This window comes from Fictibacillus phosphorivorans, assembly GCF_023715845.1.
GTDB classification, from domain to species: domain Bacteria; phylum Bacillota; class Bacilli; order Bacillales; family Fictibacillaceae; genus Fictibacillus; species Fictibacillus phosphorivorans_D.
Genome location: NZ_JAMBOR010000001.1, coordinates 105,582 through 123,046, shown reverse-complemented (window position 1 = coordinate 123,046; position 17,465 = coordinate 105,582). Strand labels below are relative to the sequence as shown.

Here is a 17,465-nt window from a genome sequence, read left to right as displayed (position 1 = left end):
TAATCACTTGGTTTCTTGATTAGACGCATTAAGTAACCTTTCAGTTACAGATATGGGAGAAATCAGGAATTATTTCCTATATTAATCTTAGGAGTATAAACTATTAATCCCTATGTAAGACTGTGAGACTTCGAATCTGGTAATAGTTTTTGCTGTAAATCCCCTTTAAGTGACATCTAAATGCTCATACTAATGAACTAAACATGCATGGTTGGAAAACATTACAGTAACAGATCACTGCTGATGACTTTTTTATTTTTTTCCTTGAAGAAATGTACCCTATATTGAATTAATTGGTTTTAATAAAAACCCCTCTATACTGTCTTTCTTTAAAAGCTCTTCACCAGTTCTATTGCCTGCAAACACCTTCCGACAAGTGCTAACCAGAATGACTGTGAAACTAGACCGACCAGTGAACCGATCGCAAAAAATATCAATCCGAACGTCAGCAAATTTTTGAGCTTGTAGCTATCAGCTAACTTCCCGTAAGTCACTGTCCCAATTGCATAAATCAGAGCATACGCAGAAGAGAACCAACTTACTTGAGAGATAGAAAGATTAAACTCTTTACTAATATCTATCAGGGAGTACGATGTTAAACATTAATGCACTCATCGATGAAATGATTAGCGTAAACATTAATATAAGCATCAATTTCTCACCTGTTTGTTGCTGAACTTCCTTTTCCATCCCGTACACTCCTTTCGTTAACTTTGTTAAGAATAAGGGTTCTCTTATCCTTAACACACAAATTGCATATTGACTGTCTGTACTTACTTAATCATTGAGATTAAAATACATATCCTAATAGAAGTTCTCATCACAACTCCTTGACAACAACTAGATTATTTTTATATCCCTTACTACTAAGAAAAAGCAGCCGAAAGTTACGGCTGCTTTTTAAAATATACGAAATTCCAACACAAATATATAAGAGGTTTTAGTTAATTGTGTCTTGTTTCTAAACGCTTTTCAATACGCTCAAGCATCTTTTTATCTTGTAGTAGTTCTTTTTTATTTTTAACTACTAATTCTTTAAAGGAAATTAAATTCTTCTTTCTCATTATATTCACCTTCCTTTGCTTAAGCTTATTATATCCTGAACTTTCACCATGATTATCTTGAAATTGTTACAAATCATTGAATATTTAGAAAATTAAATGACCTATATCTTCCTTTTTTAGTACTCTTTCGTTACCTAATTATTATTCTTGACATAACATTCAACTAATACTAGAATTAATAACTATTCGACAATAGTTATACCTAACAAGAAAATTTAATCAATGCAAAGCTATGATTGCTATGGATCAGACTATAGCAGGAGCAGCTTCTGGAGAGACCGCGGTAAATTTGCGGCGCCGAAGGGTTCACAATCTCAGGCAAAAGGACAGAAGAGTACCAAGTATTTATTTGTCATGCTGAAAAAGTAAGCACAACAAACATTATTTGATATTCTTATGATCTAGAGATTGGAGGACCTCCAATCTCTTTTTTTATTGAGGAATTTATTTCTCACGGTTTCAAATTAAATTATTTATTGATTTTAAGGTGGGATTATTTTGGCACAACAACAAGGATTAAAAAGGGATTTATCAAATCGACACGTTCAACTCATCGCAATAGGCGGTACGATTGGTACGGGATTATTCTTAGGATCCGGTAAAGCTATTCAATTGGCAGGTCCTTCTATCATCTTTGCTTATTTAATCGTAGGGATTGCTATTTTTTTTGTTATGAGAGCGCTTGGAGAACTACTGTTATCTCAAGCAGGGTATGAATCATTGACCGACATCGCCGAAGACTACCTTGGACCTTTAGCCACGTTTGTAACAGGTTGGACATATTGGTTCTGTTGGATCATGACAGCGATGGCTGATGTGATTGCAGTTGGTGTATATGTGAAATACTGGTTTGATATCCCCCAATGGATACCCGCACTTATCTGCTTGATCATATTATTAGGACTTAATCTATTAACTGTTAAGCTTTTTGGAGAATTGGAATTTTGGTTTGCTTTAATAAAAGTAATAACTATTCTCGTATTAATTAGTATTGGGATTGTTTTACTAGTATTGGGATTAAAAACAGATGCAGGATCGGTCACGATTAATAATCTTTGGGAACATGGAGGGTTTTTTCCAAACGGAATCTCAGGCTTCTTACTCTCATTCCAAATGGTTATCTTTGCTTATGTTGGTGTGGAATTAGTAGGTATATCTGCAGCTGAAACATCTAATCCACGAAAAAATATTCCTTCGGCTATTAATAAAATTCCTTTAAGGATTTTATTTTTCTACGTTGGCGCTCTTTTCGTTCTATTATGTATTAACCCATGGACAGAACTAAATGCAGCAGAAAGTCCTTTTGTAAAAACGTTTGGTTTAATCGGAATTCCAATCGCAGCAGGAATTATTAATTTTGTAGTATTAACTTCAGCTGCTTCTGCTTGTAATAGTGGATTGTTTTCAACGAGCCGTATCTTATTTAGTTTAAGTAATCATAATCAGGGTTCATCCCATTTTGCAAAACTGAATAAAAATCATGTACCAGGAAATGCTTTATTTATTTCTACATTTGTTGTATCAGTAGGAGCTCTTTTAAGCAAACTTGTACCTGAACAAGCTTTTGCGATTGTGACAACCATTAGTGCGATTTGTTTTATTTGGGTTTGGGGTGTCATTCTTGTCTGTCATTTAAAATATAAGAAAACACGTCCCCAATTACAATCAAAATCAAAATTCAAAGCACCATTCACACCATTTATGAATTACGTTGTCCTGTCATTGTTTGCTATGATTCTTATTATTATGCTGTTCGCAAAAGAAACTCGTCCAGCCTTATTGTTAACTCCTTTATGGTTTATACTGTTATTAATCTTATATCGTACTAGAAAGCAAAAGGAAGATTCCGAGGTAACAGAAAACCAGAATATTATTTAATAGATGCGTTAAAAGCGATATAAATATTGTAGTGAACATATAATACCATGATCATCATTAAGATCAAGCACATTCCATGATAGGAATGTGCTTGATACTTTTCACTGATATTTTTTATACTCCACCCATTCTGTTCCTCTAAGCCAAATCCGTCTTTTACTATCTCTAATGGTTAATAGATGTTAATTTTACCTCAAAACTTATCATCCCCTGCTAGTTTTTGTGCAGAGATTACAGGTCTTTTGAAATGTTTTCCTTTTCCTATTTAAGTATTAATTTGTAAACATATGTAGGTGATTGGGATTAATTTCTTTGGTTTGCATTGTAAAATCCATTTTCCTGTAGTACCCTGTCGGCGATTTAATACTATTGACAATAGTAGAAGTAGTTCAATCGTTGTAAGAGAAGCCGTAATTACTTTAAACCAAAATTCGGGAGGGATTTGATGTCCAGGTTATACAAACATCTTATTTCAGTAGTTCTGTTGTTTTTGGTCGTCGGTTTAATTACTCCCCCACAAGCACAAGCATCTACCGATGGCGGAGTATATTGGCTCCAGAACGACAAGGAAACGATTGAAAAGGCAACTGAGTTAATGAAGCAAGGTAAGTCCATCGAAGAGTACGGGGTCAATCAGGACCAGCAGCAAGTAAAACAAGGATTCCAGTCTTTAGATGACTTGAGAAAGAAAGATCAAGAAAACAAAGCGAGCTATAATGCAAATATGTCGCCACCGATCAAAACAGCTGTTGGATGGGTACCGCCGGAATTCGATTATGATCACATCCAAACGGTCGAGGAATGCCGAAACAACCCGGATAGCAGTTCGGAAACAGGCTATATCAAGAATCGGTATTCGTTCTGTTGGTCTCATGTAGCGACTTATCAAATTCCTACAAAATGCTTTGGAGGGTTTTGTTTATACGAAGGCGTTCAGTTCCAGTTTACCGAAATAGGATATGGTTCTAACCAAAGTCGAAAAATGAGGGTCTTTTACTCAATTGATGATATCATGGTGACCGATCCATCTATGAACGGGGTAAAACTTGAAATCGATATGGTTTGTGAATCCAAATTAAATCCTGGTGATTGTAAAGAGAATCCTGACCAGCCACCAACTGAACGAACAATCGCCCAATGGAAAAATATAAACTTCAGCTCAGAAGAATTTCTCTCAGATGCACCTCCAGCGACCGATTCCAATCCCGATCGTGTGGGTTACATGGATTTCTGGCCTAAACTCACCATTAAACATGCACCAAGAAAATTCGTTAAAACGATTGATGGCATCAAGCAAACCGTCCGTTACGATTCAGCCAGATACATGTTCGCATTCCCTAACCAACATTTCTGGCAAGGTGCAGTTTTTAGCAAAGCAACACCAATCATGAATGTTCCGGTAACGAAACCCGAATTCTCCATGTTAGCGGAAGCCGGAGAACACTGGAAATTCGCGATGGATCATCCAGAACAGACGAAACCGAAATTCGTTGGAAAGAAAATACCTGGCGCTGTCGGTAAGAGCGCACTGACTCGTATGTATACGAAACGCCACCCCGAGGAATATAGCCAAAATCGCAACAAGACTAGAAGGGTATGTGACAACCTCTTCAAGGATGAGGATCGCACCGGTAAGGATTGTGACGAGTATCCGTTTGCTTCCACATGGGAAGGGTCTGCAACGAATGGATTGGACAACTTTTCGTTAAGACTCATCTCATCGGATTCCAATCAAGCTGCAGGAACATGGCTTGGTGCATGGTACGCATATGACCGTATCCTAGACGGAGACCAATTCCATGTCCAAGTTGAAGCGCCGGAAAAAATAGCGACGGTCCGATCGGAAGGACAACCCCAGGACGGACAGGATAACCGATCAAGTGATAACTTCACCATCGCAAACATCCCTCCTTACGCGACCAAGTTACAGTGGAAAATCGTCGACGGTCCTAAAGATGCGAAATTCGACGTTATGAAAGACATCAGCTTTGGTGTGGATGAAACGATCTTCTATGATCTACAAGATGGTTCTGAGACAGAAATCCAAAGGAGTGAAGATTTCTATATCGCCAGACCTGAAAATACCGATGGCGAGAGCTTTACCGTCGAAGTATATGCAATCCCTTAATTATGTAAATAATGTAAAAACGACCTGATTTTTTTAACGAATTCCGTTTTGGGAGAGAAAATTGCGAATAACAATGTAACTAACATATTTATTAGTATAGAATTCAACCACTAATTAGCCACATAAACGCAAAATAAAACGCTCAGAAATTACTCTAACGGGTTCTCTTTCGGAGTACAAAAAGTTAAAAAACGTAGAAAATCGCATATAAATTATCAAACGAAAAAGCACTGCAAATCGCAGTGCTTTTAGCATTTTTATTGATTACAATTGGACAGTGCTTTATTTAGCAATCGCACCCGGTTGCGGAAGAACAAGAATCTTAGTTTACTTCCAATCAACTGCTTTCTTAATTAATTCACCTACAAATTTCTCTTTAACTTCTTGATATTTATGCGTATCATCAGGGAACTGTTTTGCCAAAATCTTTTTAAGATCGCCGTAATTTTTTGCATCCTCTGGATTATTGATTAAGTAATCTTTAAATGATAAATGTGCGTCAATGTTTTTATTTCCAAGTTGAAAGATATGAATGTGATGAGACCTTTTATGTTTACCTTTTGTAAAGTATCTTCTTCCTGTTATTCCGTGTTCATTCTTTGGTTCATACCCTAAACACAACATTTCCTCATTGAATAGATTTACTTTCTCGATATCTTTTACAACGATTAAGATATCTATTATTGGTTTTGCATAGCCTACTGAAGGTATTGATGTACTACCTATATGGTAAATCTCAATTAGCTCATCTTTAAAAATTTCTTTGAGTTTATTTTCTTCTTTCACATATACTTTTCCCCATTCTTCTGTCCAAGGAAGTATTTCTGTCTTTCTCATCGCCACTTGCTCCTCCTGCAAAATTTTTATTTATTCAACAATCCTTCACGTTTGTTGAATAAGAACAGCATACTTTTAATCTAATTATATATTCGATTTAACTGTCGGCTAATCCTTTTCGCCAAAATAGGTAAGCCTTTTAACAGGTGAAATTACATACCAAAACGCAGTGTGACAGAAATTATTTTCATCCTACTAAAAGCTATGCGAATTACGGTGCTAATTCGAACACAAAAACTCAAAAAACGTTGATATAACAACAAAAATAAGCAAGTTAATTCATATGCGAATTTTTGTATTACTTTTTTCTGTTTTGTACTCCAAAAGAGAACCCGTTAAAATTACTCTGAGCGTTTTTATAATCTAACCTTTATTTAATGCAACCACAATCTGGCCCTTTTTATAAAAAAGTGCCTTTCTTATCACAGAAATGCACCCGTTTCTCGGGTAACTTATATGCCTTAATACTCACTTTAACCCAAACCATTGTCTATTCTTTTTGTTAAATCCATATATCGTTTTCAGCAGTTAGTTCCGAACTTGTTTCACCAGTATTGACTACACCTTTAGGCTCTACCAACATGATATGGCATTCCTTTTCTGCATATGGCTTATGCTCCACCCCTTTTGGGATCACATACATCTCTCCTGCGGAGAGTTTAACATCTCCGTCTCGGAACGCGATGACCATCTCGCCGTCTAAGACGATAAATACCTCATCGGTGTCTTTATGATCGTGCCATACAAAATCACCTAGTATCTTGACTAGCTTAAATTGATAATTATTCATTTCACCAATGACCTTTGGCGACCAATGTTCACTAAATCGGGACAGTTTTTCTTTTAGATTAATAGCTTGATAATCGATATAGATCCCCCCAGAAGTGTATACGTTTGATTTCGTTAGGGATAACATTCCTTAGCATATAGCCGATATCTTCAGGATCAAATAACATACAATTTTCTATCTCATTCAGAAGTTCAGTAGATATTGGCTTTCCCTACACCAAATGCTCCATTTATCATTACTATCATAAAAATACACCTCATAATAAATTGATTAATCCCAAATAAAAAACAAGGTTTTTAGTCAACAATCCTGCTACGTTTGTTATAAGGACTGCATCCTATTAATCCTAATTTATATATTCGATTTAGCTTCGTTTAATCCTTTATACACAATGGGTAAGTCAGTTAAACAGTGTTTTAAATACCAAAATGCAACGTGATAATTCTAGAATTATAAATGAACTAGGGGATAGCTTTATGAGCAATATGCAAGCAATTTATGAAGATCAATATAAAAAGCCCCGCATATGCCGGGGCTTTTACTATAGCAATCTATACTTTTTCATACCTATGCTGCGGTTTTCTCTTCAACTTGATATTTACGACCCGTTCTTGCGACTTTATTCCAACTTTTGTTGTTAAAGAAATAAGCGATAGTACCGTATACCACTGCCATTATGGTAATAAAACGATAGATGAATAGATCGAAAAAGATGGCCCGCAATACTTTACGATCTTTATCTTGAAAATAATAGCCGTGATAATCTGATAGAAATACAGCGAGGACATCATAGGCGTATCCCATAATAAAGATACATAAAGTGTAGATGATTAAAAAAGAAAGGGAGAATACTTCTCCAGTAAATAGATTAAAAACTAAAACAGCAGTCATAAAATAAACGGCGAGTGTACCTGAGATGAAACCTTCAAATAAATAAAAGAAGGATACGGGTTTTTTTAACAATGATTTTAACAAGAAAGGCAAGAAATAAAGTAAACAATCTACAAAAGCTTTTTGCCATCTAACACGCTGTTTAAATAGATCATTTACGGTTTCTGGCAATTCTGTATAACAGACTGCATCCGGAATTAAGGTTACTCTTCTGTTTTTCTTTTTGGAAATATACTGATGCATTTTCAAGGTAATGTCGATGTCTTCACCAATTGTTGATCGGTACCCACCCACATCGAGTAGAGCCTTTTTAGTAAAAATACCAAAAGCACCAGAAATAACGGCTAATGCGTGAAAGCGAGCTAATGAAACCTTGTTAACATAGAATGCTTTTAAGAAATCCAAGGTTTGGGCCTGCACCAAGAGGTTTGTATTACTTAAAGATAACCCATATAAAGGTTGAGCAGGTTTTGTCTGCAGAACGTGTACCATACCACCGGCAGCCACGACATTCTCATCCTGAAAAGTATCATTAACAGCCCTCAATGCATCATCGTTTAGAATCGTATCAGCATCGAGAGTAATAACAAGAGACTTGTCCGAATACTCAATCCCGGCATTTAAAGCATCTGCTTTACCCCCATTATATTTATCCACTACATAAATATGAGGATATAGTTCTGATTGGTAGACCATTTTCACTTTTTTATAAGGGAGTTCTTGTTTGACAGTCTTGTAAAAAGGTTTAAACTTCAACAGACTATTTAATAGAATTAGCGTTCTGTCCGACGAACCATCGTTAATGAAAATGACTTCTGAATCTCGATAGGTTAGTTGTTTCATACAGCTTACCGATGTCTCGATGATATCTTCTTCATTAAAGCATGGTATTAAAATACTGATACCTTTCTGGGCATTCGCCTGGAAGGGTTTTTTACTCTTCTTTTGTAAAAAAGGTAAACAATTAATCGAATGAATTACAGGGAACGCGATCGACAATATAAAGAAAAACAAAAGCAAAGAATCCAAGGTAAACCTCCTAGTTCCTAAACGTTATGTTCATATAACTTGGAGCTAGGTGACCCTTTTCTGTGGGTTAAAATTCATATAGATGGAATGTAAGGGTTTACTTTACAAAAACGTAATCTTTTTTCCTATAATTAGAAATGTTTAATAAAGATTAATATAATCGATTTGAAAATAAGTAAAATTAGATTTTTTGATTTGCTAGAGATAAAATTCGTGAGATGCATGAATTAAATAAAAAAAGCACTTCTCCTTTATGAAGAAATGCAACCACGATTGTTAAAGTAGTTATGTCTACCTACTATTTATTAATTCTCTCTCTAGCCGAATTCGTTTTTTTCGTTACTAGAGCTAAGGACTGTGCTTTTCCAAGTCCGAACCGTGGCATATTACTATATATGGATTCTGTATCATTTTTTGCGATTCTATAACTCTCATGAAAAATGCCAACGGTCCCATCGTTTCCTATTTTTTTATTAAAGTCTTTCCAAGCCCCCAAATGGGTTTTACCATGAGCATAGGCTTCGAGTTGATCAAAACTTCTCCAATATTGAATCAGGGTAACCGTTCTCCAACTAATAAGGAGCTCAGTATGAAGAAAACCTAATTGCGGATTTCGGTATAACTCTTTGATCATGGGGCCCATCGCTCTTAAAACAGGAATCCATTTATGGAAAGAGAAAAACTTATTGATACGCATACCTATGATAAACAATACGAAATCATCCTCTACTTCTGCTGTAAATCTTCCTTTATTAATTTTCATAAAAACATTCCCCTTTACGGTCTATAATGGTATAAGTTTACCTTAAATTAACAATAAATGGATGGGTATTTAGTTTTAGGTTATTTTCCTTAAATCAGTACTTCTTTTAAAAAAATGTCTTAACATAAAAAAGTGGCAACCTTTATAGTTGCCACTCATGTAAACCGATTCTTATTCTAACTCTTTTAAGATCAACTTCACTAAACGATCAGCTTCTTGCAGACCACAAACTTCTTGAACGGCTTCCTTCATACCATTCTCTTCGATCAATGCTTGCAGTTTTACAGCTTCTTCATCTTCAGGATAGTCATACTTAAGTGCAGCTGCAATACCCTTCACTAAATAGGTTGGCTCTTTTTGAAGATACTCCAAATATTGAACAGATGGATTCACCAGACGGTCGTTTCTTCCCAACTTACGTAATGGGCCGCGCGCCACTCGTGGAATTTCATCGTTTATATAAGGATTTGTAAACCGGCCGATGATCTTTTCAATATATTGCTGGTGTTCATCACTATTGAAGTTATATTTTTCAACTAAGACAGAACCTGTTTCTTGTAGAGCGTTTTTAACAATATCAACTACTTCCGGGTTTTCCATCGCATCTTTTATCGTCTTCATACCTGCTTGGTAGCCTGTGTAAGCTGCTACGGCATGTCCCGTGTTAACTGTGAACAGCTTTCGCTCGATATATGGCGTCAGGTCATCCACCCAAGTAACACCTTCAATACTCGGCACCTCACCAATCATGCTAGATCTATCAACTGCCCATTCAAAGAAAGGTTCAACCGAAACCATGAGCTTATCATCATTCACCTGATTGGGCACGATTCGATCAACCGCTGCATTTGGAAATGCAAAAAGTTTATCGAATTGTTTTCCCTCGCTGTCAGACAGTTTTTCATAAACTTTTTCCTTAAGAAATACACTCCCACCGATCATGTTCTCACAGGCAATAATGTTAAGAGGGTTATCTAATTTAACCCTTTTTCTTAATCCGTTCGTGATGGATTCAGAAATGATCGGAAGAACGTTTGGTCCAACGGCTGTTGTAACTAGGTCAGCTTCTGCAATCGCCTTAATAACATCTTCAGGATGCTGCATGCTGTTGATCGCTCTAACCCCTTTAACGAGGGTTTCCTTGCTCTCTTCATCAGCAAGAACAACGCGGTATTCTTTTCTTTCATTTAGAAGATTAACAACCTCTTCGTTAACATCAATAAAACAAACTTCATAACCAGCATCGGAAAGAAGGCTTCCGATAAAGCCTCTACCTATATTACCGGCTCCAAAATGTACGGCTAACATCTTAATTCACCTCTGAAAATAGTTCAAGAATCTCTTGTGCTGATTTAGCATTTACAAGCTTTTCGATGTTTTCTTCCTCTGAACATACAATCGCGATCTGGGATAGGATCTCTAAGTGTTCGTTGTCTTTTCCAGCGATTCCGATCAATACTTTTACAATATTACCGTCACCGAAGTCAACTCCGCTTGGAACTTGTAGAATAGATAGTCCTGATTCGTTCACAGACTTCTTTGCATCTTCTGTTCCATGAGGAATTGCAACAAAGTTACCCATGTATGTTGAAGTTAGCTCTTCACGCTCAAGCATCTTTTCGATATATGCCGCTTCCACATACCCTTTGTCTACTAAAACTTGCCCTGTGCCTCTAATCGCTTCCTCTTTGTTCGAAAAGTTTTGATTCAATAAGATGTTTTCTGCTGATAAGATTTCTTTTGCCATTTCTAAACACTCCTATATTTCTGATTTGGATTTATATAATTCTTTACATTCCATAGCCATTAGGTCCAGGATTTCATTTTCGGAACCATTTTGAAAAACATTTATGGATTGCTTGTCCCTAATAATTAAGGAACTGATGTTGCTTAGGACCTCTAATGACTCCTCTGTTGTGTCAAGTGGTGACAACATAAGCAGAATGGTATCCATTCCAACTTTAGATCCGTCCATTCCATTAACGGTTATGGGTTGTGATAATCGTGCTATCGTAAAACTGATCTCATTGATTAGATCGCTTTTTGTATGATACAAAGCGAGTGATGTTCCCGGAATTCCGAGCCCACCCGTCTTTTCCCTATCTAAAAGAGTCTGGACGACACCATTTATTTCACTTACAGATCCTTTATCTGCTAGCGGCTTTATTAAAACCTCTAAAGCATCTGAAACAGAAAGTCGTTCGGTGATCTTTAACATGTTGTACTGATTTAGAAGTTTTGAGATCGCACTGGCGTATCGTTGTATTTTGTCTATTTGATAGATGAAATCTTCAGAACTTATATTCTTATTAACCTTTTGTTCCCTATCACGTTTAATTTTTCGGATTCCCTTTTTTTCAAGTAAATGCTTCTTAACCCTTGCGATTTCATGATTTGAGAGCAATGGGCTGACTAAAAGATAATCATGATTATAATTGTTCAAGCCAACAGTCGAGATTATCAAGTCAAAGTCATCCTTTGCAATGCGATCAAGTTCAAATAGTGATGCACTTTCTGTTTTTAATCCTGGAATTTCACGCGCTAGTTTCGTTGATAATATTTTAGATGTTCCGATCCCGCTAGAACAAACCACCAATGCTTTTAACTCTTTGGTTTCCTCTTTGTTGATAAGAGCTGAAGCAAAGTGCATGACGAGATAAGCAATCTCCTCTTTCGGTACAGTCATATCCGGAAAAATCTCTCTTACGCCTTTTTCAAGGACCACGAATAAGTCACGGTAATCCGTTTCAATCCGAGAGAGCAGTGGATTAGATATTCCCATCTTCTGCTTTAGCCTGTATAATGCAGGCCGTAAATGTGCGACTAATCCTTGAAAAAGAGAAGGGTCATTGGTTAAGTCAAATTGGATTTCTTTACTAACGAACTGTATTAACTTTTGAGCAAGCATCCCTACTTGAAGAGCGGATTCTTCAAATAAGTCATCAGGTGACTTACGGATTTTAGCTCCCATCAGGTGCATGGTGATATACCCGATTTCACCTCGAGGGATTTCCAGCTGGAACACCTCTTCTAATCCGGTCACAATTTTTTCTGCTAACTTAAATTCCTTAGACTCACTTAAACTCTTAAGATGCTCATCATCAAACTTGATCAATTCACCCTGTTCAATTCTCTCGATGGCAAGTGCCAGGTGGATCACTAATCCGATATATGCACTATCAGCGATCGTGTAAGGCAGGTCTTTTTTGATCTGTTCGACCTGCTTCTCTATGATCAGGATTTTTTTCTTATTAACGAGACCTAACAGGCGTTCAGTAATGGTATCAACCGTTTTAGAAGCCTTCTTTTGAATGGTCTCCTTGAGAAGCGAAACAAGATCGAACTCGTTAATGTTCTCATAGATCAGCTTGCTCATCGCTCTGCGTTTTGCGGTTTCTGATCCAATAATTTCAACACCATATCCACGTTTTCGTAGAACCGTTAATTCAAAGGGATGTAATCGTTCTTCTACCTTATCAAGATCATGGCTGATCGTTGCAATCGTCACATTCATGTCGTTCGCTAATGCTAGGAGTTTGACTGGCTCTGTTGCTTCAAGAAGTTCAGAAAGTATAATAATTTGCCTTTCCTCTGGTGTATATTCGTTATGTGCGAGGTTGAACATAAACAGTTCCAGCTTCTCTTTTGCTTCTTGATCTCCGGTGATTTGAATCCCGATCCCTGACTTTTTATGAAGCTGCAATCCATACTCTTTTAAGATATCTTCCACACCTTTTAAATCACGATGGATCGTTCTGGCACTGACAGATAACGCTTCTGCAATCACCTTAACGGTAGCGCCTTCATCTCTTGTAATTAAAAATTCGAGTATTTTTCGTTCTCTCGCAGATATATACATCCCTTTTCACTCCACTTCATCAATGATCATTTTGTTAGTATGAGCAAAAGTTGATGACAACTATTATTTACACTTCTAATGATAGTGTGTTATAACCCTTGATACAACAATAGCCAGATATAATTTAGTCAAGTTAGTTGTTGCCATTTCTAAATTGAGTAGTTTTATCAAAAAAAGTGTTGCTCCCACCCAATAGGCAAGAGCAACAAATCTAATCATTATTTTAAATTTTTAATGAGCTCATCATATTTTGGACTGTTTAAGAAATTATCAACAGAAATATGATGGGCAGTTGGTAACTTTTCTTTAGCTCGTGGTGTCAGATCTTTATGTGTAATGACAATATCGGCATCACTTGGAATGTTATTGATGGATGTGTTTGTAATATCGATTTGAAGATCCGCTTTTTTCGCTTTGTTCTTCATGATCGATGCACCCATCGCACTTGAACCCATGCCTGCGTCACATGCAAAGATAATCTTATTAACGTTGTCAAAGCTAAATTCTTTTTCTTCGTTATCCTTTTGTAGAGCTTCTCCAACCGAGCTTTTCTTGCCTTTCATTTCTTCCATCTTAGCTGTCGCATCCGAAAGGTCTTCTTCTTGTTTCTTGCTGGTTTTTAAAATTAATGAAGCTACCGCAAATGAAACAGCTGTTGCTACAAGTACCCCTAGTAATACACCAAGGTGATTCCCACCTTTTGGAGTCATCGCCATAAGGGCGAAGATACTTCCTGGAGAAGGAGGTGCTACAAGTCCTACATTCATTAATGTGAACGTAAACACACCACTGATTCCTCCTGCGATCGCAGCTAAGATCAGCATCGGCTTCATCAGGACATACGGGAAGTAAATCTCATGAATTCCACCAAAGAAGTGAATGATTGCAGCACCTGGTGATGTCTGACGAGCAGTACCCTTACCAAATACCATAAATGCTAACAGGATACCAAGTCCCGGTCCGGGATTGGATTCTAGTAAGAATAAAATTGATTTCCCAGCTTTAGCTGCTTCATCAGCACCGAGCGGGCTAAGGATTCCATGATTGATTGCATTGTTTAAGAATAAAATTTTGGCTGGTTCTATAAAAATATTTGCCAGCGGCAGTAAACCAGCATTAACGATTACTTCTACACCAGCAGCAAGTGTTTTGTTTAAAGCAACAACTACTGGTCCAATCGTCTTAAATGCTACCAAAGTTAGGATCCCACCTAAGATACCAGCTGAAAAGTTGTTGACCAACATTTCAAAACCTTGTTTAACTCTTGGCTGGATCACTTGGTCCGTTTTCTTAATCAACCATCCGCCTAAAGGTCCCATAATCATAGCACCAAGGAACATCGGAATATCTGATCCAACAATGACCCCCATCGTTGCGGTAGCCCCTACTACCCCACCACGGCCATCGTATACAATTTTCCCACCTGTATAACCAATTAACAGTGGAAGCAAATACGTAATCATTGGGCCGACAAGTTTAGCAAAATCCTCATTAGGTAACCATCCTGTCGGAATAAATAGCGCTGTTATAATTCCCCATGCAATAAATGCACCGATATTAGGCATAATCATACCGCTTAAGTAACTTCCAAATCGCTGTATGCGTACACGAACATCAGGTTTTGTGTTCGACATATTTATAACTCCTCTCATAACTAAATGTATCAATGGTTCTGTTTCTCTTATAAATTTATAATACGTTTACATAAAAACGGTTTCAATTTAAAGAAAAGCACACTTTGTCGATTATCATGTTGTCATAATTTAATAACGGATTTTCAAATACGAAATTTCATCAAAACTGATGAACCTTCAAATGTTTAATATATGAAATAAAAAAAGCGTATTCCAAATTAGGTGGATACGCTTCTAGTCTATTATTAATGACTTTTAGTTGGTCCAGCTTTATAATAATAGATTTCAAGTACAAGTGTTGCGGTAATGGCAGTTAAAAATAATGCCCATTCTTGCAAATTAACACCTGCCAATAACCCTAATAGTATCGTTGTACATCTTCCCAAAATCTTTTTATTGCTAATTACAAATACCATAATTCCAATTATTCCTACGACGATCGTAACCAATATAATCAAAGGTAGTAATTCCATTATTTACTCCTTTTTATGAATTTATCTTATTATCCAAACTGTCCGCAAAAAACTATCACCTAATTTCCACAGTCGCTCCCGATAGTTTTAAGAAGAAATCTTTATAATCATATAAAATGCCATTCAATTTATTTGATTTTCTCTGCCAACTCTAAAATAATTCCCTCTGGACCACGAACGTAGCATAACTTATAACTTTCTTCATATTGCTGTATATCACTAAAGATTTCCGTACCCTTCTTTTTCAACTTAGCAACAATAGCTTCAATATCTTCAACAGCTAAGCAAATATGGCTGATGCCTAGTGTGTTTGCTAAAGGTTGCTGAATATCTCTTCCATCTGACGGCGAATAATATTTGACTAGCTCTATCCATGCTTGACCATCTGGCATCCCCAATCCTACACAAGCCGTTTTAACATCATTTAGCCCCACTATTCTGTCCAACAGTTCTCCATCCATTTCCCATTCCGCTTGTACTTCAAGTCCTAAATCAAGAAAAAATGATTTCGCCGCTGAAAGATCGTTTACATTTATACTCACATGATCTATTCTATTGATTCTCATATCGAGTACCTCCCTTCTGATATATTCAATACTTGTATTCACATAAGGTTTGTTTGAAACTTAATTTCGCTTTTTTCAGAAAATCCAACAGATCTGCTACATTTATTTGTTCAATAACTTCATCAAAAAGTGAATTAATCCTTCTTGGATCAACGCACCCTTCGTAATATAGTAATTGTTGCAAACAAAAAAAATAACTAACTTACTCCATTTGATATATGCTCAATTAATAATTTCGCCCTTGTTTTTGGCTAAATTTTTGCGCCATTCACTTCGCTCCGTAGTCGTCAGTTTCGCCCAATCAGTTTCTTCACCAATAATTCTTAAAGGTTCTTGAGAACGATATGATCGTGTTAAGTTACCCGGGAACTTTTTGTCGGTAACGTTTGGGTCGTTTTCAAATTCACCTGTTGGTTCTATTTTATAAACTCGTTCTCTTCCTTCTCCTTTTGCTAATGTTGCTGCGAGTCCTGCACCATTGGGATTAGCTGTGAAATAAATGTGATTCATTTTAAGACCAGCTTTGTAATTTGAATTTCCACCCGGTGTTAGCAAATCACCAACCTGTAAATCTGCCTTTGTTCCATGATAAAATGGACCTTGATCAGAAGGTGCACCAAGATATGAATTTGACGATGCATAATTTTTTTTTGCATTTTCAGAATCCCCCAACTCCTCATAGCATTTGGCAATGTTTAAATATAAGGTTGAGTATGCACTCTTTACATTCTCGTTATTTATATTTTTTGCACAATGTAAAGAGGTTTCCATCCATTTCAATTTGTCTGTAATACTTTTTTGTATACGAGCCAAATGATAAGCTGCAATAAACCTTTCATAGTCATCTTTTGCTTCGTGCCAGGCTTGATGAAACATCGTGGTGGCCCCTTCAACATTTCCGTCATCTTCCATGTTCATCCCACTTATACAGAGTTTAATAACGACGTTGTTTGGTTCAAATTTTATATTCATCTAAGCTTACCTCCAATTAATGAAATCAAATTTTTGATCGGAATTTCTCCAAATGAAAAAAGCTAATGATGATTGTTCAACTAAACTGCTCCGTTAACAAATTCTATAAAAATAGCGTTAACCCCTATAAGATTAACGCAACCTTCACAAAAAAAAGGGAATTTGTATTCAGATAGACAAGAATCATTGATTATCTTTTTTATTAGGTTTTTTGGAAATAAATATCCAACCAAATATACCACCAACTGCAATTCCAAAAATAAGCTTTGAAGCTATATTGTCAAACAATAGAAATCCAACAGTTGTCATCATCGCAATGAATATTAGTAACCAATACCAATCTGTTTTCATCCATTACACCTCCTTCTTCTAAATATGGATACGTTCATTCATAAGAATGCACTTACTTTAACTAATTGTACGATTTTAATTTAAATAAGTTTCCAACCAATTCGAAGGGACATTATTCAACAAACTGCTACGTTGTTGAATAATGTCCCTAAAAAAGACGTTAATTCTTTTTTGATTACCGCACTGGATTATTGATGATTTCCATCCTTCTTGCCTTTTTATTCGATCTT

Annotated in this window: 14 protein-coding genes, 2 pseudogenes and 1 riboswitch; of the genes and pseudogenes, 2 read left to right on the top strand and 14 right to left on the bottom strand. The window is 36.4% G+C overall.

Annotation, left to right across the window (positions count from 1 at the left end; all coding sequences use genetic code 11):
- Positions 1 to 350: 350 nt before the first annotated feature.
- Positions 351 to 690: pseudogene (locus M3206_RS00585) on the bottom strand (MFS transporter); the annotation flags it as partial.
- A 254-nt stretch (positions 691 to 944) separates the two neighbouring features.
- Positions 945 to 1,064, bottom strand: coding sequence for an FbpB family small basic protein (locus M3206_RS00580; protein WP_251310569.1), 120 nt, complete (start codon positions 1,062 to 1,064; stop codon positions 945 to 947).
- A gap of 259 nt (positions 1,065 to 1,323) precedes the next feature.
- A riboswitch (glycine riboswitch) is annotated at positions 1,324 to 1,404 on the top strand.
- A 158-nt stretch (positions 1,405 to 1,562) separates the two neighbouring features.
- Here M3206_RS00580 and M3206_RS00575 point away from each other — a divergent pair.
- Together M3206_RS00575 and M3206_RS00570 are read left to right on the top strand one after the other, a co-directional pair.
- Positions 1,563 to 2,942, top strand: a complete 1,380-nt coding sequence (locus tag M3206_RS00575) for an amino acid permease (RefSeq protein ID WP_251310568.1) — start codon at positions 1,563 to 1,565, stop codon at positions 2,940 to 2,942.
- 445 nt (positions 2,943 to 3,387) lie between these two features.
- A complete protein-coding gene (locus M3206_RS00570) occupies positions 3,388 to 5,070 on the top strand; it encodes a NucA/NucB deoxyribonuclease domain-containing protein (RefSeq protein ID WP_251310567.1) in 1,683 nt (560 codons plus the stop codon).
- Positions 5,071 to 5,397: 327 nt separating this feature from the next.
- On the opposite strand, the gene M3206_RS00565 is transcribed toward M3206_RS00570, so the two are convergent.
- From M3206_RS00565 to M3206_RS00510, 12 genes and pseudogenes are all read right to left on the bottom strand, one after another.
- Positions 5,398 to 5,907, bottom strand: a complete 510-nt coding sequence (locus M3206_RS00565) for a GrpB family protein (protein ID WP_251310566.1) — start codon at positions 5,905 to 5,907, stop codon at positions 5,398 to 5,400.
- A 502-nt stretch (positions 5,908 to 6,409) separates the two neighbouring features.
- Complete coding sequence (locus tag M3206_RS00560) at positions 6,410 to 6,775, bottom strand: cupin domain-containing protein (protein WP_251310750.1); 366 nt, start codon at positions 6,773 to 6,775, stop codon at positions 6,410 to 6,412.
- 489 nt (positions 6,776 to 7,264) lie between these two features.
- On the bottom strand, positions 7,265 to 8,617 hold the full coding sequence (locus tag M3206_RS00555; RefSeq protein WP_251310565.1) for a glycosyltransferase family 2 protein: 1,353 nt from the start codon (positions 8,615 to 8,617) through the stop codon (positions 7,265 to 7,267).
- Between the two features lie 298 nt (positions 8,618 to 8,915).
- Positions 8,916 to 9,380 carry a DUF4188 domain-containing protein gene (locus tag M3206_RS00550; protein WP_251310564.1) on the bottom strand — a complete coding sequence of 155 codons (465 nt, stop codon included), beginning with the start codon at positions 9,378 to 9,380 and terminating at the stop codon, positions 8,916 to 8,918.
- 171 nt (positions 9,381 to 9,551) lie between these two features.
- On the bottom strand, positions 9,552 to 10,688 hold the full coding sequence (locus tag M3206_RS00545; protein ID WP_251310563.1) for a mannitol-1-phosphate 5-dehydrogenase: 1,137 nt from the start codon (positions 10,686 to 10,688) through the stop codon (positions 9,552 to 9,554).
- 1 nt (position 10,689) lies between these two features.
- Complete coding sequence (locus M3206_RS00540; protein WP_251310562.1) at positions 10,690 to 11,127, bottom strand: PTS sugar transporter subunit IIA; 438 nt, start codon at positions 11,125 to 11,127, stop codon at positions 10,690 to 10,692.
- Between the two features lie 12 nt (positions 11,128 to 11,139).
- The gene (locus tag M3206_RS00535) at positions 11,140 to 13,239 is read right to left on the bottom strand and encodes a BglG family transcription antiterminator (protein ID WP_251310561.1); all 2,100 of its coding nucleotides are present in this window, start codon (positions 13,237 to 13,239) and stop codon (positions 11,140 to 11,142) included.
- Positions 13,240 to 13,457: 218 nt separating this feature from the next.
- On the bottom strand, positions 13,458 to 14,873 hold the full coding sequence (locus M3206_RS00530) for a PTS mannitol transporter subunit IICB (RefSeq protein ID WP_251310560.1): 1,416 nt from the start codon (positions 14,871 to 14,873) through the stop codon (positions 13,458 to 13,460).
- Between the two features lie 245 nt (positions 14,874 to 15,118).
- On the bottom strand, positions 15,119 to 15,346 hold the full coding sequence (locus tag M3206_RS00525; RefSeq protein WP_251310559.1) for a hypothetical protein: 228 nt from the start codon (positions 15,344 to 15,346) through the stop codon (positions 15,119 to 15,121).
- 128 nt (positions 15,347 to 15,474) lie between these two features.
- Positions 15,475 to 15,912, bottom strand: a complete 438-nt coding sequence (locus tag M3206_RS00520) for a VOC family protein (RefSeq protein ID WP_251310558.1) — start codon at positions 15,910 to 15,912, stop codon at positions 15,475 to 15,477.
- 222 nt (positions 15,913 to 16,134) lie between these two features.
- Positions 16,135 to 16,515: pseudogene (gene arr, locus M3206_RS19065) on the bottom strand (NAD(+)--rifampin ADP-ribosyltransferase); the annotation flags it as partial.
- A gap of 552 nt (positions 16,516 to 17,067) precedes the next feature.
- Positions 17,068 to 17,235, bottom strand: a complete 168-nt coding sequence (locus tag M3206_RS00510) for a hypothetical protein (protein ID WP_251310556.1) — start codon at positions 17,233 to 17,235, stop codon at positions 17,068 to 17,070.
- Between the last annotated feature and the right edge of the window lie 230 nt (positions 17,236 to 17,465).

Excerpts from the sequence above, each read along its gene's own strand:
- M3206_RS00530 (WP_251310560.1), bottom strand. The coding sequence starts at position 14,873 with ATGTCGAACACAAAACCTGATGTTCGTGTACGCATACAGCGATTTGGA.
- M3206_RS00580 (WP_251310569.1), bottom strand. The coding sequence starts at position 1,064 with ATGAGAAAGAAGAATTTAATTTCCTTTAAAGAATTAGTAGTTAAAAAT.
- M3206_RS00510 (WP_251310556.1), bottom strand. The coding sequence starts at position 17,235 with ATGAAAACAGATTGGTATTGGTTACTAATATTCATTGCGATGATGACA.
- M3206_RS00535 (WP_251310561.1), bottom strand. The coding sequence starts at position 13,239 with ATGTATATATCTGCGAGAGAACGAAAAATACTCGAATTTTTAATTACA.
- M3206_RS00565 (WP_251310566.1), bottom strand. The coding sequence starts at position 5,907 with ATGAGAAAGACAGAAATACTTCCTTGGACAGAAGAATGGGGAAAAGTA.
- M3206_RS00550 (WP_251310564.1), bottom strand. The coding sequence starts at position 9,380 with ATGAAAATTAATAAAGGAAGATTTACAGCAGAAGTAGAGGATGATTTC.
- M3206_RS00545 (WP_251310563.1), bottom strand. The coding sequence starts at position 10,688 with ATGTTAGCCGTACATTTTGGAGCCGGTAATATAGGTAGAGGCTTTATC.
- M3206_RS00570 (WP_251310567.1), top strand. The coding sequence starts at position 3,388 with ATGTCCAGGTTATACAAACATCTTATTTCAGTAGTTCTGTTGTTTTTG.
- M3206_RS00540 (WP_251310562.1), bottom strand. The coding sequence starts at position 11,127 with ATGGCAAAAGAAATCTTATCAGCAGAAAACATCTTATTGAATCAAAAC.
- M3206_RS00525 (WP_251310559.1), bottom strand. The coding sequence starts at position 15,346 with ATGGAATTACTACCTTTGATTATATTGGTTACGATCGTCGTAGGAATA.
- M3206_RS00520 (WP_251310558.1), bottom strand. The coding sequence starts at position 15,912 with ATGAGAATCAATAGAATAGATCATGTGAGTATAAATGTAAACGATCTT.